The sequence below is a fragment of the Streptomyces sp. NPDC058877 genome (assembly GCF_042742855.1).
GTDB lineage: Bacteria > Actinomycetota > Actinomycetes > Streptomycetales > Streptomycetaceae > Streptomyces.
In genome coordinates, this window is sequence record NZ_JBHYMF010000129.1 from 1 (window position 1) to 20,346 (window position 20,346).

Annotated in this window: 12 protein-coding genes; 5 read left to right on the forward strand and 7 right to left on the reverse strand. The window is 73.5% G+C overall.

The annotated features are described in order from the left end of the window. Nucleotides 1-60: 60 nt before the first annotated feature. From ACFW2Y_RS25290 to ACFW2Y_RS25305, 4 genes are all read right to left on the reverse strand, one after another. A complete protein-coding gene (locus tag ACFW2Y_RS25290; protein ID WP_384883488.1) occupies nucleotides 61-1,392 on the reverse strand; it encodes a PrsW family intramembrane metalloprotease in 1,332 nt (443 codons plus the stop codon). 56 nt (nucleotides 1,393-1,448) lie between these two features. After that, a complete protein-coding gene (gene trmB / locus ACFW2Y_RS25295) occupies nucleotides 1,449-2,243 on the reverse strand; it encodes a tRNA (guanosine(46)-N7)-methyltransferase TrmB (protein WP_384883491.1) in 795 nt (264 codons plus the stop codon). 65 nt (nucleotides 2,244-2,308) lie between these two features. Then, complete coding sequence (gene lhgO, locus ACFW2Y_RS25300) at nucleotides 2,309-3,493, reverse strand: L-2-hydroxyglutarate oxidase (RefSeq protein WP_384883494.1); 1,185 nt, start codon at nucleotides 3,491-3,493, stop codon at nucleotides 2,309-2,311. Between the two features lie 75 nt (nucleotides 3,494-3,568). Further along, a complete protein-coding gene (locus tag ACFW2Y_RS25305; protein ID WP_384883497.1) occupies nucleotides 3,569-5,011 on the reverse strand; it encodes an MFS transporter in 1,443 nt (480 codons plus the stop codon). A gap of 570 nt (nucleotides 5,012-5,581) precedes the next feature. Here ACFW2Y_RS25305 and ACFW2Y_RS25310 point away from each other — a divergent pair. Together ACFW2Y_RS25310 and ACFW2Y_RS25315 are read left to right on the forward strand one after the other, a co-directional pair. Beyond that, the gene (locus ACFW2Y_RS25310; protein ID WP_384883500.1) at nucleotides 5,582-7,798 is read left to right on the forward strand and encodes an asparagine synthase-related protein; all 2,217 of its coding nucleotides are present in this window, start codon (nucleotides 5,582-5,584) and stop codon (nucleotides 7,796-7,798) included. Nucleotides 7,799-8,031: 233 nt separating this feature from the next. Further along, nucleotides 8,032-11,400: an ATP-binding protein gene (locus ACFW2Y_RS25315; protein ID WP_384883502.1), complete on the forward strand. Its 3,369-nt coding sequence runs from the start codon at nucleotides 8,032-8,034 to the stop codon at nucleotides 11,398-11,400. Here ACFW2Y_RS25315 and ACFW2Y_RS25320 read toward each other — a convergent pair. After that, nucleotides 11,387-13,474 carry a sigma-70 family RNA polymerase sigma factor gene (locus ACFW2Y_RS25320; RefSeq protein ID WP_384883505.1) on the reverse strand — a complete coding sequence of 696 codons (2,088 nt, stop codon included), beginning with the start codon at nucleotides 13,472-13,474 and terminating at the stop codon, nucleotides 11,387-11,389. The two genes, ACFW2Y_RS25315 and ACFW2Y_RS25320, sit on opposite strands and share 14 nt — an antisense overlap. A gap of 205 nt (nucleotides 13,475-13,679) precedes the next feature. Further along, complete coding sequence (locus tag ACFW2Y_RS25325; protein ID WP_384883508.1) at nucleotides 13,680-14,465, reverse strand: TetR/AcrR family transcriptional regulator; 786 nt, start codon at nucleotides 14,463-14,465, stop codon at nucleotides 13,680-13,682. Between the two features lie 359 nt (nucleotides 14,466-14,824). Here ACFW2Y_RS25325 and ACFW2Y_RS25330 point away from each other — a divergent pair, with 359 nt between their 5' ends. Next, on the forward strand, nucleotides 14,825-16,189 hold the full coding sequence (locus tag ACFW2Y_RS25330; RefSeq protein ID WP_384883511.1) for an NAD(P)/FAD-dependent oxidoreductase: 1,365 nt from the start codon (nucleotides 14,825-14,827) through the stop codon (nucleotides 16,187-16,189). 106 nt (nucleotides 16,190-16,295) lie between these two features. Then, nucleotides 16,296-17,927, forward strand: coding sequence for a SpoIIE family protein phosphatase (locus ACFW2Y_RS25335; RefSeq protein ID WP_384883514.1), 1,632 nt, complete (start codon nucleotides 16,296-16,298; stop codon nucleotides 17,925-17,927). Nucleotides 17,928-17,934: 7 nt separating this feature from the next. Here the strand turns inward: ACFW2Y_RS25335 and ACFW2Y_RS25340 are convergent, their stop codons facing one another. Then, nucleotides 17,935-19,203: an MFS transporter gene (locus tag ACFW2Y_RS25340; RefSeq protein WP_384883519.1), complete on the reverse strand. Its 1,269-nt coding sequence runs from the start codon at nucleotides 19,201-19,203 to the stop codon at nucleotides 17,935-17,937. 154 nt (nucleotides 19,204-19,357) lie between these two features. On the opposite strand from ACFW2Y_RS25340, the gene ACFW2Y_RS25345 reads away from it, so the two are divergent. After that, nucleotides 19,358-19,924, forward strand: a complete 567-nt coding sequence (locus ACFW2Y_RS25345) for a MarR family winged helix-turn-helix transcriptional regulator (RefSeq protein ID WP_384883516.1) — start codon at nucleotides 19,358-19,360, stop codon at nucleotides 19,922-19,924. The last annotated feature ends 422 nt before the right edge of the window (nucleotides 19,925-20,346 follow it).

Sequence of the window (20,346 nt, forward strand, 5' to 3'; positions counted from 1 at the left end):
GGGACGCGGCCCTGTCCGGTCGGCCGTGCGCGCACGGCCCGTACCGCAGCCGTGACCGCCTCAGCTGCGGTACGGGTTGTAGCCGTCGTAGTCCAAGTACTGGGGAGGAGCCCAGGCCCGACCCGTCGCCCGGGCCGCGTAGGTGAGGGCGGGCGAGGCGACCGCGCGGCGCTGCCACAGGTGGTGCAGCAGTTCCTGCTCCCGGGCCGCGAAATCGGGCCCCGCGGTGCCGCGCCGGGCCCGGTTCCGGAGGAACGCCAGGGTCGTCGCGAAGGACTCGTACTCGCCGACCGCCCGCGCGGCCGGCTGACCGTACGTCCGGGCGGCGAACGAGCGGGCCACCTGGCGGGCCCGCATCGAGGAGAGCGCCAGCGGTTCCGCGGGGGCGAGCCAGCCGGCCGCCGCGTACGCCGGGAGCTCCCCGGAGATCGTGCGCAGCTCCCGCTGCCGGCTCCACACCGCCAGCCAGGTCAGCAGGCCGAAGGCCGGGACCATGAGCGCCCCGTACACGGTCAGGAAGGCGAGTGCGCCGCCGAAGGCGACCGAGCCGTTCCACGCGGCGTGCAGGCCCATGGCGAGCAGCAGTCCGGCCAGTGGCAACAGCACCTTGCGGAGCCGCTTTCCGCGCGGAGCGAGGGCCGCCAGCCCGAAGCCGATGCCGGTGAGCGCGGTGAAGAGCGGATGCGCGAACGGCGACATCACGATCCGGGCGAAGAAGGTCGCCACGGTGACCGAGCCGAGCCCGGAGGAGCCGAACTCCTGGTCCTCGCCGAAGGCATTGCCCAGGTAGAGGATGTTCTCCGTGAAGGCGAAGCCGGTTGCGGTGAAGCCGGCGAACACCACCCCGTTGACGAGGCCGCCGAAGTCCTTCCGGCGGAAGAGGAACAGCAGCAGGATCGCCGCGGCCTTCGCGCTCTCCTCCACCACCGGAGCGACGGCGGTGGCGCCCAGGGTGTCCGCGGAGAGCGGGTCCGCGGTGGCCGTGGCGATCCAGCGGATCGCGAAGGAGTTCGCCAGGATCGCGACGAGCGCCGCGGCGAAGGCGCCCCAGGCGAAGGCGAACAGCAGGTTCTTCCAGGGGCCGGGATCGACCCGGTCGAGCCAGCGGAACGCCGCCATCAGCAACGGTACGGGCAGCACGGCGAGGCCCAGGCCGACGAGGAAGCCCTCCGTGCCCGTCTGCTCGCGGACCATGGCCAGGATGACCAGGGCGCAGAGCACCAGCACGGCGACGATGACCACGGCCCGGAGCAGCCGGCTGCGCCAGAGGGCCCGGCGGGGCCGGTAGCGCCACTGGGAGCGGTCGGCAACGTCGGGGAAGGACGGTTCCTCGCCGTCCCGGTGCGGCACGGGAACGGCTTCCGACTGGTCGGGGGACACGGGGTTCAGCACGTGAGCGACCTTAACGACCGGCACCGACGGCGGTCGACGAAGTTACCCGTTCCCCGTCACTTCCTACGGAAGAGGAGGTCGTGCACCACGTGCCCCTTGTCCAGCCCCTGCCCCTCGAAGCGGGTGAGGGGACGGAAGTCGGGACGGGGCGCGTAGCCGCCGTCGGCCTGGGTGTTCTCGTAGTCGGGGTGGGCGGAGAGCACCTCCAGCATCTGCTCGGCGTACTCCTCCCAGTCCGTGGCGCAGTGGAGCACGGCACCGGGCTTCATCCGGGGCGCGAGCAGGCTGAGGAACTCGGGCTGGATGAGCCGCCGCTTGTGGTGGCGCGCCTTGGGCCACGGGTCCGGGAAGTAGACGCGGCAACCGTCGAGGGACGCGTCGTCGAGCATCTCCCGGAGCAGGATGACGGCGTCGCCGTTGGCGACGCGGACGTTGCTCAGGCCGTTCCGGTCGGCGAGGCCCAGCAGATTGCCCTGGCCGGGGGTGTGCACGTCCACGGCGAGGATGCCGGTGTCGGGGTCGGCGGCGGCCATCTGCGCGGTCGCCTCGCCCATGCCGAAGCCGATCTCCAGCACGACCGGAAGTCCGTCGAACATCTCGCCGAGGTCCAGGACCCGCTTGCCGTCGATGTCGAGCCCCCAGTCGGGCCACCGCTTCAGCATGGCCTCGGCCTGCCCGTAGGTGACACGGCTGCGGCGCGGCTGGAAGCTCCGGATCCGCCGCTCGTGATGGGCCCCGGCGGGGTCGGGCACGGGCCCCTCGCCGGGGGCGAACATCCGACTGCCACGCCGTGCGACGGGCTGGGCGGGGTCGGCGGCGGGACGCGGGCTGTTCTCGGTCTGCTCAGGCACAATGCGACCGATTCTACGGCGGTGACCGGGGACCGGCCTCCGGTCGGCCGCGCCCGGGGGACGGCCTACAGGTGGGCCAGGGCCCGGCGGGCCACCTCGCGCCCGATCGGGAGGGACGCCGTCGCCGCGGGCGAGGGGGCGTTCAGCACGTGGACCGTGCGCGCCGCCTCGCGGATCAGGAAGTCGTCGACGAGCGTCCCGTCCTTCAGGACCGCCTGTGCCCGCACCCCCGGCACCGCCCGCCGCAGATCGGACTCCTCGACGATCGGCAGCATCCGCCGCACCGCCTCGGTGAAGGCCCGCTTCGACAGGGAGCGGTGCATCTCGCCGGCGCCGTACCGCCAGTGGGCCCGGGCGATCGCCCAGGAGCCCGGCCAGGCCAGGGTGGCGCCCAGTTCGCGCGGACGGACCACGGACCAGCCGTAGCCCTCCCGGGCCAGCGCCGGGACCGCGTTCGGTCCGACGTGGACGCCGCCGTCGATGCCCCGCGTCAGGTGCACCCCGAGGAAGGGGAAGGCGGGGTCCGGCACCGGATAGACCAGGCCCCGCACCAGGGAGGGGTCGGTGAGCTCGTAGTACTCCCCCCGGAAGGGCACGATCCGCATGCCCGGGTCGTCGCCCGCGAGCCGGGCGATCCGGTCGCAGTGGAGCCCCGCGCAGTTCACCAGGACCTTGCCCCGCACCACCCGCCCGTCCGCCGTCCGGACGGCGACGCCCCACGGCCGACGGTCGACGGCGGTCACCTCCGCGCCCGGCAGGATCCGGGCCCCGGAGATCTCGGCGAGTCGAGCCGCCACCGCTCCGTAGTCGCAGATCCCGGTCGTGCCGACGTGGATCGCGGCGAGGCCCCGCACCCGGGGCTCGTACGCACTGATCTGGGACGGGCCGAGCTCGCGCACCGGGATGCCGTTCTCCCGGCCGCGCTGCACCAGTGCGTGCAGCCGGGGGAGTTCCTCGCGCTCGGTGGCGACGACGAGCTTGCCCGTCACCTCGTACGGTATGCCCCACTCCGCGCAGAACTTCACCATCTCGGCGGCGCCCTCGACCGCGAACCGCGCCTTGAGGGAGCCCGGCCGGTAGTAGAGCCCGCTGTGGATCACCCCGCTGTTGCGCCCGGTCTGGTGGCGGGCGAGGCCCTGCTCCTTCTCCAGGACGGTGACCCGGGTGCCGGGGGCGGCGCGCGTCAGGGCGTGCGCCGTCGACAGACCGACGATCCCACCGCCGATCACCAGCACGTCACAGTCAAACACCAGCGCCACCTCTCACCCCGATAGTGCACTGGCCCACTGACAACGCCCTTAAACGCCCACACCGTGGGACGCGCATCACGCCGGTGCGACGAGCAGCGGCCTGGCCCGCTCGCGCAGCTCCATGACCCGCGGCTCGTGGCCGTACGGTTCGAGCCGGTGCAGCAGGTCCCGCACGTACTCGGTCGTCCGCGCCGAGGAGATCCGTCCCGCCACCTCCACCGCACGCGTACCGGCGGCGCAGGCCGCGTCCAGGTTGCCCGACTCCAGTTCGGCGACGGCGGAGACGATCAGGCGCAGTCCGTGCGAGCGGACGAACTCCTCCGTCGGCCGGGAGAGGGCCTCCTCGGTGAAGCGGCGCACCTCGTGCGGCATCCGCAGGTCCCGGTAGCACTCGGCGGCATCGGCACAGAAGCGGTCGTAGGAGTAGAAGCCGAGCCAGGTCGGGTCGGCGTCTCCGTCCCGGGACCGCTCCAGCCAGCCCTCGGCGGACTTGAGCGCGGCGGCGGCGGCGACCCCGTGCCCCGCCTTGGCGTGCGCACGGGCCTCGACGAGGCGGAAGAAGGACATGGTGCGGGCGGTGGCGAGCCCCCGGTTGCGCTCCAGGGCGGCCTGCGCGAGGTCGACGCCCTCGTCTGCGAAGCCCCGGTAGGTGGCCTGGAGGGACATGGAGGCGAGGACGTAGCCGCCGAGCGGCACGTCGGCGGCGGCGCGGGCGAGCCGCAGGGCCTGGATGTAGTAGCGCTGGGCGGCTTCCTGCTGCCCGGTGTCGAAGGCCATCCAGCCGGCGAGCCGGGTGAGTTCGGCCGTCGCACCGAACAGGGCCCGGCCGACCTCGTCCGAGTACGAACCAAGCAGCAGCGGTGCCGCGTCCACGCGTAAGCATTCGGGGACCATCGAGGAGCGCCAATCCCCGCCGCCGTACTTGGAGTCCCAACGGCGGGCGTCCTCGGCGGCCTCGCGGAGCTTGGCGACGTCGCTGTGGCCCACGCGCACGTGCTCGGAGACCGTCGGCGCGGTGCCGACGCCCGCGCCGGGGCGCGGGACCTCGCGCTCCACCGACGGATCGGCCGGGGTGATCAGCCAGCGGGAGGTGGGGGTCGCGTACGCGCTGACCGCGAACGAACCGGCCAGCGACTGCCAGATCCCCCCGCCGGCGCGTCGCCCGGCGAGGTCGAGCCGGTAGAGGTCGGTGGCCGAGCGGACCGCCTCGCCCACGTCGCGCGGGAAGGCCAGCCCGACCTCGGGTGCCGGGTCGGCGTCCGCGAGGCCGATCTCGTGCAGCGGCACCGGCCGACCGAGCTTCTGCCCGATCGCGGCGGCGATCAGGTGCGGTGCGGCCCCCTGCGGCACCATGCCCTTGGACACCCACCGGGCGACCGAGGTCTTGTCGTAACGAAGCGTCAGGCCCCTTTGTGCACCGAGGTCGTTGACGCGCCGGGCGAGCCCGGCGTTGCTGATTCCCGCGAGGGCGAGAACCGTGCCGAGCTTTTCGTTCGGCCCGCGTTGCTCCCTGGACATGACGCCACCCCTCGACAACCCAGACGGCCGCCACGACGCCGGGCATAGGCGTGCGGCATTCGTAAGCACAGCGTAGTTCGCCGCATCCCTACCGTTAAGGGGCGGTGTTCCGTATGGCGAGATTGTTGTGTGAAAGTGCGACGGACGGGCCCCGCGGGGCGGCTCGTGCTCCCGCCGTGTGGCCGTGCGCCCGGCCGTGCGCTCTCCTCGGGTCACCGGGGGAGCGCTTCCATGGGGACTGCGTGGGTCGGCCCGCTCGGCCGGGAACGGTGTCCCGGACCAGTGGGCTGGGGGACACTGCCGCCCCAATCCCCGCGGGCGGCGGACGGCGCCGGGAGGCGGCAACGCCTCCCGGGCTGCCGATGAACCCCAGCGAGGGCGAAGGCACCCGGACGCCATTCAAACCTCCAGGGAGGGGCGATATTTGGCCGAATGGCATCGGCGTGCTGCCGGTGGCCAACTGGCGCATGCCAGGGGCGCATTCGGCTTTTGTGACCGTGCACCCAGACCCCGCCCCGTGCGCCGTTGTCATGGCAGCATGTCTCCACCGAAACGGATGTGGAGGCGCCGATGCGATGGCTGGTGGGCTGGAGCAGTGTCGCCGCGAGCTTCGCCACGACCCCGGGGGCGGCCAGCGGCGCCTACGGCTCCGGGGCGACGGCCCACGGTGCCGCCCACGGGACCGCCCACGGTGCCGACTCCCCGTACGGCTCCCGCTCCCCGTACGCACCCGGCACCGACCCGGCGGCCGAGGGGCGCACGGTGCAGCCGGTCGGCGCACAACTCCTGTGGGGCGACCCGGACCCCCTCTGGGCGGTCGGCGACTGGCGACCGGACGAAGTGCGCGTGGTGGCCGTCGACGACCACACCCGCCTCGCCGTGCTCGGCTGTTGCGCCGCGAGCGACGAGGAACTGCGCATCGGCCTGCTCACCGCCCGCGGGGGCGCGCTGCGCCACCTGACCGCCTGGCCCGGCAGCCACACCGTCGTCGTGAAGGCCGGCCGCCGCGTCACCGTCACCGGAGACCTCGCCGGCGCCCGACCGGTGTTCCACACCCCGTGGGCCGGCGGCACCGCGTACGCCACCGCAGCCCTGCCGCTCGCCGACCTCGTCGAGGCCCAGCTCGACATCGGCCACCTGGCCGCACTGCTCGCCTGCCCCGAGACCCCGGAAGCACTGCGCGACTCCACCCCCTACGAAGGGGTCCGCCGGGTGCCGCCCGGCCACGCCCTGGTCCTGCGGGAGGGCGCGCGCGAGATCGTCGGCTACGAACAGGTGGCCTCGCTCGCCGTCGCGGCACCCGAGTTCGACCCCCGACAAGCCGTCGAAGGGGTGCGGGACGCCCTGGTCGAGGCCGTACGCGCCCGGCTCACCGCACCCCGACACGCCCCCGAGGTGCCGCTGCCCGATCCGGGCCCCGTCCCCGGCATGGGGCCCGCCGACCGGCGCGCGGCCCGGGGCACCGGCCCGGCCCCCGGCATCGGCGCCGACCTCTCCGGCGGCAGCGCCTCCGGGACCCTGGCCCTCCTCGCGGCGGGCCTTCCCGGGGTGCCGGGCACGATCACCGGACACGGCACCGGCGCGGGGGAGCGGCTGCTCGCCGTCACCTTCAACGACCTGGCGACCCGGCCCGGTGCGGGACGCGAGAAGGAGTTGGAACGGGCCCGGGAGATCGCGGCGGACCCGCGCCTGCACCACGTGGTCGTCGCGGCGGGCGAGGAAGCCCTGCCGTACGCCGCCTTGGAGGGACCGCTCACCGACGAACCGGGGCCCGCACTGGTCACGGCCGAGCGGCACCGCAGGCGACTGGCCGGGGGGAGCGCCGACCACTTCACCGGAATGGGCGCCAAACAGGTCCTGGACGCCCACCCGGCCCGCCTCGCCGACCTGCTGATGGACCGCAGGCGCCGTTCCCTGGTCCGCCCCGTGACGGCGCTCGCCAAGGCCACGGGCCCGTCGGCGGGCGCCCTCCTGGTGCCGCTGACCGTCTACCGGGCGGCCCGGAGACTGGCCCGGACCCCCTACCGCACCGGCCTGGAGACGGTGGCCCGGCAGGTTCTGGAAGCGAACCGCACGCTCCCGGGCGGCTCCGGCCCCCTGGAGGCCTCGCTCTCGGCCCTCGCCTGGTCACGACCGGGGCCGGCGGCCCGCTGGCTCACCGGGGAGGCACTGGCCGAGGTGGCGGTCCGCCTGAACCGGGCGGCGACGCTCCCGGCCGCCGTGCAGCGCCCCGGCGAGGCCCGTGCACGTGCCGCCCTCGCCCGTGCGGCGGCCGACCACCGGGTCCTGGAGCAGGCCGCCGAGATCCGGGGCCAGCGCCTGCACGCCCCCTTCCTGGACAACCAGGTCGTACGGGCCTGCCGCAAGCTCCCCGAATCGCTCCGCGTCCAACCGGACGCCCGGGCCGGCGTCCTGCGCACGGTCCTGTCCGGCGCCGGCGTCCACGTCCTTCCGTCGGGGTGGGGCGCTTCCCACCGGGCCGTTCCGGCCGCCGCCGCGCGCTCCGGCCTGCGCGCCGCGCTCCCCCAGCTGCTGGCCCTCTTCGACGCCCCGCTGCTCGCGGACGCGGGCCTGATCGAAGCCCGCGTCGTCCGCAAGGCCCTCCGCGCGGCGGCCGACGGAGAACCCGTCCCCCTCGACGGCCTCGCCGACCTCGTCTCGACCGAACTCTGGCTCCGCCGTCTCCTCGCCCGCCGCGGCTCCTGTTGGACCAGCAGCACCGAGCCCCGGGCCCACCGCGCGGTCCAGGGACCGCTGATCCCGGCATCGAGGTCCCTTCTGGCCTGAGACCGGTTCCGCTGGCCTGAGACCGGTTCCGCGCCCTTCCGGTTCCGCGCCCTTCCGGTCTCCCGGTCTCCGGGTCTTCCGGTCTTCGGGACCTGCGGTCTTCCGGCCTGGACGTCCGCGGGCACCCGCTGCGGCCCCCGCTCCACGGGCGGATCCGCCCGACCCGCATCCGGGCCCGGAAGCCCCCGACAAACCCCGAGGCGCACACGGCGGTCGGCGGACACAATGGGGTGGTGCGGTATCTGATCCTCGGCACCACCGAGGCCCTGCGGCCCGACGGCACCCCCCTTCCCCTCGGCGGCGCACGGCTGCGCGCGCTGCTCGCCGCGCTGGCGCTGCGCGGCGGACGGACCGTCTCCCTCGGCGAACTCACCGACGACGTCTACGGCGACGCGCCGCCGCAGGACGCCCCCGCCGCCCTCCAGGCCCTCGTCGGCCGCCTCCGCCGGGCCCTCGGCCGGACTGCCGTCGTCTCCACCCCCGGCCCCGGCTACCGCCTCGTCGCCGACCCCGACGACATCGACCTCCACGTCTTCCGGCGCCGGGTCGCCGAAGGCACCGCACGCCTCGACGCCGGCGACCCCGACACCGCTGCCGCCCTCCTCCGGGACGCCCTCGGCCTCTTCCGGGGCCCCGCCCTCGCGGACCTGCCCGACCCGGCGGGCGTCCGGCCCGAAGCCCAGCGACTCGCGGCGCTCCGGCACCGCATCGAAGCGGACCTCCGCAGGGGCGCCACCGGCGGACTCGTACCGGAACTGACCGAACTCACCACCACGTACCCGTGCGACGAAGCCTTCCACGCCCACCTCATCCGCGCCCTGCGGGCCGAGGGCCGGCACGCCGACGCGCTCGCCGCCCACTCATCGGCCCGCCGGACCCTCGCGGACGCCCTCGGCGCCGACCCGGGCCCCGAACTCGCCGCCCTCCACCGGGAGCTCCTCGCCGGGAGCACCGCCCCGGTGGTCGGCGGTCCCGCTGTCGGGTCCCCCGCCCTCGCCCTCGCCCCCGCCCCCGCCTCCGTCCCGGTCGGGCGCGGTGGAACGGGCCGGGACACCGGGAACATCCGTCCCCGCCTCACCTCCTTCGTCGGCCGGGCCCCCGAACTCGACGCGCTCCACGTGGACCTGAACCGTTCCCGACTCGTCACGCTCACCGGACCGGGCGGCTCCGGCAAGACCCGGCTCGCCGAGGAGACCGCGCTCCGCACCACCGGTCCCACCGCCTGGATCGCCGAACTCGCCCCCCTCGACGACCCCGACGCCCTCCCCGGCGCCGTGCTCTCCGCACTCCGCCTCCGCGAAACCCATCTGATCAGCCGCGACGGCCTGCCGCTCCAGGACGATCCCACCGCCCACCTCGTCGAGCACCTGGCCCGCCGCCCGCTCCTCCTGGTCCTCGACAACTGCGAGCACCTGATCGACGCGGCTGCCGTCCTCGTCGAAACCCTCCTCACCCACTGTCCGCAGCTGCGCATCCTCGCCACCAGCCGCGAGCCCCTGGGCGTTCCCGGCGAAGCGGTCCGCCCCGTCGAGCCCCTCCCGCCGGAGCACGCCCACCGCCTCTTCGCCGAGCGGGCCCGCGCCGTGCACCCCGCTCTCGACCTCGCCCGCGGAAGCGCCCGGGGCGGCGACCCGGGCCGGGAAGAGGCCGAGGCCGAGGCCGTCGAAGAGATCTGCCGCCGCCTCGACGGCCTGCCGCTCGCCATCGAACTCGCCGCCGCCCGGCTGCGCCTCCTCACCCCGCGCCAGATCGCCGACCGGCTCGACGACCGGTTCCGGCTCCTCACCTCGGGCGCCCGGACCGTACTGCCCCGCCAACAGACCCTCCGCGCCGTCGTCGACTGGTCCTGGGAACTGCTCGACCCGGCCGAACGCACCCTGCTCCGCCAGCTGTCGGTCTTCGCCGGAGGCTGGGACCTGGCCGCAGCAGAGGCGCTCTCCCCCCGTGCCGCGGACGCCCTCGGCGCCCTCGTCGACAAGTCCCTCGTCGTCGCCTCCCCCACCGAGGACGGGGAGATGCGCTACCGGTTCCTGGAGACCATCCACGAGTACGCGACCGAGCGCGCCGCCGAGACCCCCGGGCTGCTCGCCGCCGCCGAGGCCGCCCACACCGCCCACTTCACCGCCCTCGTCGAGACCGCCGAGCCCAAGCTCCGCTCGGCCGAGCAGCTCCCCTGGATCGACCGGCTGGAACGCGACCTCGACAACATCCGGGCCGCCCTCCACCGCACCCTCGTCACCTCCCCCAAGCCCTCGACCCCGCCCGAGCAGGGGGGACCCCCACCCGATGAGGCCGCCGCCCTCCGCTTGGTCTTCGCCATGGGCTGGTTCTGGTGGCTGCGCAACTACCGCGCCGAGGGCCTGGTGTGGGTCGAGCGCGCGGTCGACCTCGGCGAAGACCCCACCGACCCCGCCGATCCCCGCTACTGGCCCCGCATGCACCTGCGCATGCTGAACTTCTTCCTCGCCGTCGACAGCCGCACGATGAGCGACTTCCAGCGACCGGAGACCCTTGCGCTCCTCCGGCGCCTCCGGGACGCGTTCGCCGCGGCACCCGGCCCCGAGGCGGCCCGATTCCCCGGCCTGCTCTGGCCCTTCACCGCGTACTTCACCGAGGAACCGGCCGTGATCCGCGCCCTCCTCGACGCCTCCGTCGACAACTGCCGCCGCCACGGCGGCGCATGGGAGGTCGGCATCAGCCTCATGTTCCGCACCCACATGGTCGTCGACATGCCCGGGGACCTGGCCGGAGTCGACGAGTCGCTGACCGAACTCCGCGACCTCGCCCGGCGCGTCGGCGACCGCTGGATGAACGCCCAGATCGCGAGCGCGGCCGGCGAGGCCCACATGATGAGGGGCCGGCAAGCGGAAGCCTGCGAAGCCTACGAGGAGGCACTCCAGCTCGCCCGCGAGGTCGGCGCCCACACCGAAGTCCCCTTCCTCCTCGCCCGGCAGGCCGAACTGGCCTACCGCGACGGCGAGCCGGAGACCGCCCGACGGAGGCTCGACGAAGCCGCACGGGAGGCCGAGCGCTACCGCGTCCGGGAGACCCAGACGTACGTCTGCTTCCTCGGCGCCGCCCTCGCCCTCCACCGGGGCGACGTGGCGGAGGCCCGCGCCCAACTCGACGAGGCGGGCCGGACCGTTGCGCTGGGCTCCTCGCCACCGCACTTCGAAGCCGCGGTCACCGGCCTCGTGGCCCGCGTCGAGGCACACGAGGGCAAGGGCGCCGTCGCCGTCGCCACGGCCGCCGCCGCGCTGTGCTCCGCGCGGGGAGCACAGTGCGCGGAGTTCTTCGTCACCGGCCTGGGGGAAGGGCTCGCCGTCACCCTCGCAGAGGCGGGCGAGGCCGACCTCGCCGTACGGGTCCTGAGCGCCGTCGAGCACTGGCGCAAGGACACCACCCCCCGCTCGGCCATCGAACTGCAGGACGGCGAGAAGATCACGGCCCGGGCGCTCGCCGTGCTCGGCGCGCCGGGCCTGGCGGTGGCCCGCGAGGCCGGCGCGGAGCTCGACGTCGACGGGGTCCTCTCGCTCGTCGAGCCCTTCACCGGTCGGGGAGCGCACGGAGAGCCCGGTGGAAGGGCCGTCAGGAACAGCTGATCCGGGACTGCGCCCAGTCGGCGACCGCGGCCCGGCCGAACGGCGTGTGTTCCTCCACCACGAGGCGGAGCGTGGACCGGCCGGAGATGTCGACGTGCACCGGGATCGGCGGGTCACCCGCCCGGACGACCTCGGAGCGCCAGAGTCGCACCCCGTCCCCGTAGACGGAGAAGCGGACGCCGCCGACGCCGAGCGGGGCGCTCAGGTCGTCGACGCCGACGACCGCGTCGTAGCTCGTGCACTGCCGGTTGAGGTCGATCAACAACGAGGACGGTGCATGGACGCTCACCCCGTGCGCGTACGGGGTGCCCCCGACGGACAGGCTTCTGCGCTGCCACATCCAACTGCTGTCCGCGAGGGACACCTCGGGCTTGGTGCCGTCGCCGAAGGTTCCGTACCGCAGTTCATTGACCTGGTAGACGGACGGCGTCCGGGGTGCCGGTTCCGTTGCGGGCTTCGTGGGGGTGGGCGTGGGCGTCGGCGCGGGCGTCGGGCGCTGCTCCGAAGCGGTCGGCGACGGCGTGGGAGTCGGCTTCGGGGCGGGCTTCGAGGGTTTCGGAGCAGGCGTGGGCGCGGGCTTCGGCGGGGGAACGGGTGCCGGCGGTTCGGAGACGACGGGCGGGGCCGGCTCCACGACCTTCGGGGACGGCTCCGCCGGCGGTGCGGGCTCGGGAGGCGCCAGCGGGGTGACGACCGGCTGCGTGGGTCGGGGCGAGGCCACCGGCTGCGGATCCCCGGCCATGGCCCAGACGAGCCCGGCCGCCGCGGCGACCGCCACGGCCGCCGCGATCCCGGCCTTCGCGGGCGCTCCGAGCCCCTCGGCGACGGCACTGCCCGAAGCGGCGCCGCCGGACGAGCCGGAGGCGGCGGCTGCCGCGCCCGCACCGGCCGCCGCGGCGGCGCCGCCGACGGCGACACCGGCCGCCTTGAGGGAGTAGCCGGCGGCGAACCAGCCGATGACGGCGACCGGGAGGAGCGCGGGGATCCCGGCGTTCACATGGGCCAGCTCACCCGCCGCGAGCCGACACTTGACGCACTCGTCCAGGTGTTTGCGCAGGCCGCGCTCGGCCCGCATCCGCAAGCCGCCGCGCGCATAGGCGCCGAGCCGGTCCGCGTAGCGGGCGCAGTCGCCGCCCGCGGTCAGGGACTGGCTGACGTGCGCCTGGAGGTAGGCCTGCTTGAGGCCCTCACGGGCCCGACTGGCCAGTACGGCGGTCGCGTTGGCGGTCAGCCCGAAGAGCGGCGCGACCTCGCTCGGCGACTCCTCCTCGACCGTGGTGTGCCACAGAACGGCCTGCCAGCGCTCGGGAAGCGAACGGAAGGCCTGCATGGCGAGGGACCGTTCGGCCTCGTGCATGGCCCGCACGTCCGCACCGAGGTCCAGCGTGTCCTGGTCGGAGACCTCGGAGGAGCGTGCGGCGTCCGAGGCGAACACCGCGAAGTCCTCGACGAGGTGCTCCCGCTTCTGCGTCTTCGCCCAGTTCGCCGCGACCCGTCGGACGGTCGTCATGAGGTAGGCCCGGACCGCCTGCTCGGGACCGGCCCCGCCGCGGACCGCCTGGAGGGTGCGGGCGAAGACTTCGGCGGTGAGGTCGTCGGCGGTGTGCGCGTCCCGACAGCAGGACCTGGCGTACCGGCGCACGGCCTCGGAGTGGCGGCGGAACAGTTCCTCGTACGCGGAGCCGTCGCCGGTGCGCATGAGCCGGACGAGTTCGGAGTCGGAGGGAGGAAGTTCGCGCGGCGGCGGGAGCACCGTGTCGGGCACGTCGACGTCGGCTCCGTCATCGGCGGCACTTCCTGCGGCGTCACCGTCCCCCGAGGCGTCAGCACCCCGCGTGGTTTCCGCGGCGGATCCCGCGCTCGGTCCAGGACCACCACCCTCGCGCTGCTGCGGCACACTCGCCTCGGCGCCCCCGGACGGCGATCCGACGGGGCCGGGCGTCCCGACGGGGCCGGGCGTGCCGCGGGGGCCCACCGGTCCGCCCTGGCTCGGCACCTGCCGGGACGGAAGGCCACCGTCCTCGGTTTCCGCGCTGCCGTTGCCCAGAGGACCTTCCCGACCGTCACCGCTCATCGCGGAAGCCCCCGTAAGCACGCTCAGACCAGAACACCGGCCAAGATTGCCACAGAGCACGGGCACACCGAAGCGCCGCGTCCACTTACCACTCGTCCGGGGCGACTTCACGCGTCCGGGCGTAACCGCTCACACGTTCGTGTCATGCCGGTTGGTCCGCCCGGACCAGGGAGAACACCGCCGTACTCGTACGCCGACCAGTCCGCTACCGGGAGCGCAGGCCCTCAAGGAGGATGTCGAGGAGCCGGGCCGAGGCCGCCGCCTGCTGCACCGCGTCCGGCAGTGCCGGAGCCCCGGTGGCGATGACCAGGAGAACGTCCGCCACGGTCACGTCCGCCCGCAGCTCACCCGCCTCGCGCGCCCGGTCGACCAGGCGACCGACGACCTCCAGCAGTTCCGAGACGCCCGCGTCCTCACGCTCCTCGACGGGCACGCCCCGCGGTGTGACCACCCGTGCGTCCGCCTGCTCGGCAACGCTCCGCTGGTACGGCACCCGCGCCGACCCGTCGGCGTCCTCCGCCCCGAGCGGCATCTCGGGGTCGTCCACGCCCACCCTCAGCACCTGCGGCGGAAGGAGGCGCCCCGCACCCGAGGCCACCGAGGTCCGGAGGAACCGGGAGAGCGCCGACCACGGCTCGTCCTCCTGGCCCAGCGCGGCCCGCGCCTGCTCGGTCAGCCTGGCGGTCTCCTCCTCGGCTATCCGCCGGACCAGCACGTCCTTGCTCGGGAAGCGCCGGTAGACGGTGCCGACCCCGACCCGGGCACGGCGCGCCACGTCCTCCATCGGAGCGCCGTAGCCGAGCTCGCCGAACACCTCTCGCGCGGCGCGCAGCACGTGCTCCAGGTTGCGCTGGGCGTCCACCCGCAAGGGCGCGGACCTCCCGCCCGTCGCCGGCGCACCCGTGCGCGGCTCGGCCGTCCCCGGGACGTTCCCGTTCTCGACGGTCGCCGTCCCGACGCCCGACTGCCACCGCGAATCCTGCATCTGCATAAGCGTTCCCCCGCTCATGAACGTCTCCCCCCGGAGACTCCCCACCCTGACACGGGGCCTTCGACCGGACGCGCGCCTTGGTCCACGCACGCATTCCGATCCGACATCCCGATGAGGTACGAACATAGTTGAGTCGGGGTCAATTCAGAAGGGGGAGTTCCGCACGGTGCGCCCCCCGATCGGAGCAAGGACCGGAAGACTCCCGATTCCGACCCCCCTTCGAACCCGTTCCACCCTATTTGACCTGCAACCTTCCTTTCCCTCCGGCCCAGCGCGCCACCCGGCGCTTTCATATCCCTCCGGTCACACAATGTGCCGGGCCTGTGGACAAACCACGGACGGGGGTGCGTCATGGGACAGTGACCGAACCTGCGCGCATTCTCGTGGTCGGCGGTGGCTACGTCGGCATGTACACCGCGCTGCGCCTTCAGCGGCAGCTCAGGGCCGAGCTCAGAGCCGGCACCGCCGAGATCGTGCTGGTCACGCCCGAGCCGTACATGACCTACCAGCCGTTCCTGCCGGAGGCGGCGGCCGGCTCCATCTCCCCCCGCCACGTCGTCGTCCCGCTCCGCCGGGTCCTCGACCGCTGTCGGATCGTCATCGGCGAGGTCCGCTCGGTCGACCACGCCAAGCGGACCGCCACCCTGAGCACCCTCGCCACCGAGGAGGAGGGCGCCGGCGCCGTCGACCTCGTCTACGACGAGCTGGTCATCGCACCCGGCTCCGTCTCCCGCACCCTCCCGATCCCCGGCCTGCGCGACCACGGCATCGGCTTCAAGACCGTCGAGGAGGCCATCGGCCTGCGCAACCACGTCATCGAGCAGATGGACATCGCCTCCTCCACCCGCGACCCCGCGCTCCGCGACGCCGCCCTCACCTTCGTGTTCGTCGGCGGCGGGTACGCGGGCGTGGAGGCGCTCGCCGAGCTGGAGGACATGGCCCGCTACACCGCGCGGTACTACCACAACCTGAAGCCCGATGACCTGCGCTGGGTCCTCGTCGAGGCGTCGGACCGGATCCTTCCCGAGGTGGGCGAAGAAATGGGCCGGTACGCCATCCGGGAGCTCCGGGGCCGGAACGTCGACGTGCGACTGGAGACCCGCTTGGAATCCTGCGAGGACCGGGTCGCCGTCCTCAGCGACGGCACCCGACTGCCCACCCGCACCGTCGTCTGGACCGCCGGGGTCAGGCCCGCGCCGCTCCTCGCCGCGACCGACCTGCCGCTGGACGAACGCGGCCGGCTCCGCTGTACCGCCGGGCTCGCCGTCGAGGGCGTCGAGCACGCCTGGGCGGCCGGCGACGCGGCTGCCGTCCCCGACGTGACCGCGGAGGAACCCGGCAAGGAGTGCGCGCCCAACGCCCAGCACGCCGTCCGTCAGGCCAAGGTGCTCGCCGAGAACGTCGCGGCCTCCCTGCGCGGCCGGCCGCCCAAGGAGTACGCGCACTCCTACACGGGCTCCGTCGCCTCGCTCGGCCTCCACAAGGGCGTCGCCCACGTCTACGGACGCAGGCTGAAGGGATACCCGGCCTGGTTCATGCACCGCGCCTACCACCTCAGCCGGGTCCCCACCTTCAACCGCAAGGCCCGGGTCCTCGCCGAATGGACCCTGTCCGGCCTGTTCAAGAGGGAGATCGTCTCCCTGGGCTCGCTGGAGCACCCCCGGGCCGAATTCGAACTCGCCGCCGCCCCACCCCCCGACGACGGCGAGAAGCCACGTTCCTGACATCACTGTCAGTGCACTCGTCCACACTGGACGTGTGACCATAGGTGGGCTCACACCTGCACAGCGTGACTCTGCACGGCACCGACACCACGAGGCATAGAGATCCGTGAACTTCACCCGTTGGAGCGCCCGGCTCCCCGGCACGCAGCGCCGCGCGGCGCGGGGGACCGAAGGCTCCGTGCCCGCCGCCCGCGGTGAGTACGGTCAGCAGCTGGAGCACTTCGTCGACGAGACCGGCGACGTTCCCGCCCTGGAGGACTTCTCCGTGCGGGAGCTGCTCGGCCGGCTCCCCGGCCTGGTCGCCCTCGTGTACGGCCCTGACCACCGCATCGCCTACGTGAACGACGCGTACGCCGCTGCCTTCGGCCCGCGTCCCGCCGGCGCCACCGTCGCCGACACCTGCCCCGAGGCCGAGGAGCTCGGTCTGCTGCCCCTCCTGGACCAGGTGCTGCGCAGCGGCAAGCCCCGCACGGTCAAATCCCGCCGGACCCGGGACGGCGGCTCGTACACGGTCACCTGCCTGCCCGTCGACAGCCCCCGCCTCGACGGCGGCGGAGTCCTGGTCCACGCCGCCGACGTCACCGACCACGCGGAGGCCGCGGAGCGGCTCCGGGCCAGCGAGCGCCGGCACCGTGAGACCGCCGTCACCCTCCAGCGCTCCCTGCTGCCCCAAGAGCTGGAGCAGCCCGACGACCTGCGGATCGCCGCCACCTACCAACCCGGCGTCGCCGACGCCGCCGTCGGCGGCGACTGGTACGACGTGATCACCCTCGGCGCCGGCCGCACCGCACTCGTCATCGGCGACGTGATGGGCCGGGGCGTGCGCGCCGCCGCCGTCATGGGGCAGCTCCGCACCGCCGTCCGGGCCTATGCACGCCTCGACCTGCCGCCACACGAGGTGCTCCAGCTCCTCGACGGCCTCGCCGCCGAGATCGACGCCAGCCAGATCGCCACCTGTGTGTACGCGATCCACGACCCCAGCGAGGGCAGGTTGGTGTACGCCTCCGCCGGCCACCTCCCGATCCTGGTGCGCGACGAGGACGGCACCGTCCGCTGCGCCGAGGACCCGACCGGCCCGCCGCTCGGCACCGGAGGCTGGCTGCACGCCTCGGGCTCCATCGACCTGCCGCCCGGTTCCACCGCCGTCCTCTACACGGACGGCCTGGTCGAGCGCCGCCGCGAGGACATCGACGAGGGCGTCGCCGCCCTGGCCCGTGCCCTCACGGGGGCCACCGGCTCCCCGCAGGTGGTGTGCGACCGCCTCCTGCGCGCCCTGGGCGTCACCGCCGAGCACGACGACGACGTCGCCGTCCTGGTCGTCCAGCACCCCTCCCGCGAGGGAACGGACGCCGAGCTCTTCCACAACGCCGCCCTGGAACTGCTCGGAGGCGTGGAAGCAGCCCCTCGTGCGCGTGCCTTCGCCTCCGGGGTCCTCTCCTCCTGGCGCTTCCCGGTGGAGCTGCGCGACCTGGGGGTCCTCGCCACCAGCGAGCTGGTCGCGAACTCCCTCCAGCACGGCACCCCGCCCATGCGCCTGCGGCTGCGCCGCACCGACCGACGGCTGATCATCGAGGTCACCGACGGGGACGACCACCTGCCGCGCCGCCGCAGGGCGGAAACGGAGGACGAGGCGGGCCGCGGGATTTCGATCATCGCGACGATCGCCTCGTCCTGGGGGAGCCGCCGCACACCGGGCGGCGGCAAAGCGGTGTGGTGCGAGTTCGCCCTGCGGGACTGAACCGGCCTCAGGCGGACGCGGCCTCGCGGAGGGGCTCGTGCCGGGCGACCACCTTGGACGGCTTGGCGACGAGCGAGGGCTGGTCCTGCTCGGGGGTGAGCCGCCGTCCCAGACGGACGGCCAGCACGGTGATGCCCAGCGAGAAGAGGACGAAGGTCACGATGTACGGACCGTGCAGCGCGGCGCCCATGGGCCCGCCCACGGCCGGGCCGACCGCCAGCGCCAACTGCTTCACCAGGGCGAAGGCCGAGTTGTACTGCCCCACCATCGATTCCGGCGCCAAATCCGCCACCAAGGGCGCCACGGTCGGCGACAGCATCGCCTCCCCGAGCCCGAAGAGCGCGTACGTGGAGACGAAGGCGGCCGTCGCCATGGCCTGGCTGCCGTGCCCGAGCCCCGCGTACCCGGCGATCAACCAAGCCACGGTCCAGATCAGCCCCACGGCCGCGATCACCCGGGTCCGACGGCGGCGCTCGACGAACCGCAGCACCAGGAACTGGGCGACCACGATCACCGCCGTGTTGGCGGCCAGGGCGATCCCGAGCGTCGACGGCTGGATGCCGGCGGCCTCGGTGCCGTACGCGGCCAGACCCGACTCGAACTGTCCGTAGCAGGCGAAGAACAGCACGAAGCCGAGGACACAGAGCTGCACCATCGCCTTGTGCCCGAGCAGCGTGCGCACGCCGCCGCCCTTCCCGCCCCCGGACGGGCGGGCTCCCTGGAGCGCAGGAGAGCCCGCCATGCGGACGGTGCCCACGATCGCGGCGAGCACCAGGAACATCGCCGCCTCGATCGAGAACAGCAGGATGAAGCTGCCCGGCCTGCTGGTGTCGACCAGCAGGCCGCCGATCAGCCCGCCGATGCCGAGCCCGAGGTTCTGCAGGAAGAACTGCATGGCGAAGGCCCGTGTGCGGCCGGCGGGTGACGAGCACCAGACGATCATCGTGGCGAGGGCCGGCTGGAGGACGGCCGTGCCGGCACCGAGCAGCGCTGCGGCCCCCACGGCCGCCGGCACGTTGGACGCCAGCCCCATCCCCACCGCACCGACGGCCGCGACGACCGAGGCCGCCAGGAGGACGGGCACCGGACCGCGCCGGTCGATGGACCGCCCGCTGAAGGGCAGCACCACCAGTGCGGCCATGGCGAAGACGGCCAGCACGATGCCCGCCGTGGCCGCGCCCAGATCCCGCACCTGGGCCACGTACACATAGAGGTACGGCACCGTGAAGCCGAGTCCGAACGCGCTCAGCGCGCTGCCTGCCTGGATGCGGCGCATCGCTGCGCCCCTCGCCTTGGTCACACTCACCCACTTCGGTCGCAGATTCAGGGGTGTACGCCTGAAACTTGAAGACTTCAACTTTAAAGTTAACGTCTTAACAGTACATGCCGAAGGACTTCGATGCCAACGCGGCCCATGGGATACTCCCCGCATGTCCGACACCACCGAACGGCCCGGCTCGCAAAGCCCGCAGGAACCGAGCCTCGACGAGCAGATCGCCGCCTATCAGCGCGAGTTCCGCGACCTCGACCCCCAGGTCGAGAAGGTCGTCTCCGCCCTCGGCCGGCTGAACCGCCGGATGAACGTGGCGTACGGCCGACAACTCGCCGACCTCGGCATCAGCAATGCAGAGTGGGAGGTCCTCAAGACCCTGGTCCTCTCCGGCGAGCCCTATCGACTGGGGCCGGGAGAGCTCGCCAAGAGGTTGGGCCTCACGCCGGCCGCCATGACCCACCGCATCGACCGCATGGCCGGCGAGGGCCTGGTCACCCGCGACCGCGACGAGAACAACCGGGTGCGCGTGATCGTCGAGCTCACCGATGAAGGTCGCTCGAAGTGGCTGGAGGCCATGCGCATGGCCACCGCCTTCGAAGAGGAACTGCTCCAGGACCTGAGCAGCGAGGAGCGCGGAGCCTTGGGAGAGGCGCTCATCCACCTCCTGCGCCGCGTGGAGCTCACCCAGCCCGATGCCGACGGCCGCCTGACGGACCTCGACTGACTTCACCAACCCGAGGTTGACACGCCCTTCCCGGATGCGTAGTGTTCTCCGAGTTGTCACGGGGCCGGAACGGTTCTTCGACGACCACTCACGCCGCGCACGCGGCACCTCTACTCAGCACGGACTCCCTATTCGGGATGTATTTCGGCATGCCGAAATTCATTTCGAATGGCTCGATTATGAGTCGTCGGGGAAACCCGCTAGAGTTTGAGACGTCGGAACGGCCCAACAGCCGGAAAGACAAATCCCGCTGACTGGGAATCAGGCGCCGAAAGGATCTGATAGAGTCGGAATCGCCGGAAGGGCCCGGAGCGAAAGCGAATGGGGCCGGAAAGCACCGAGGAAATCGGGTCGGAAAGATCTGATAGAGTCGGAAACGAAGGAAGCGCCCGGAGGGCCTGGGAACAGGAACGATGGAAGCG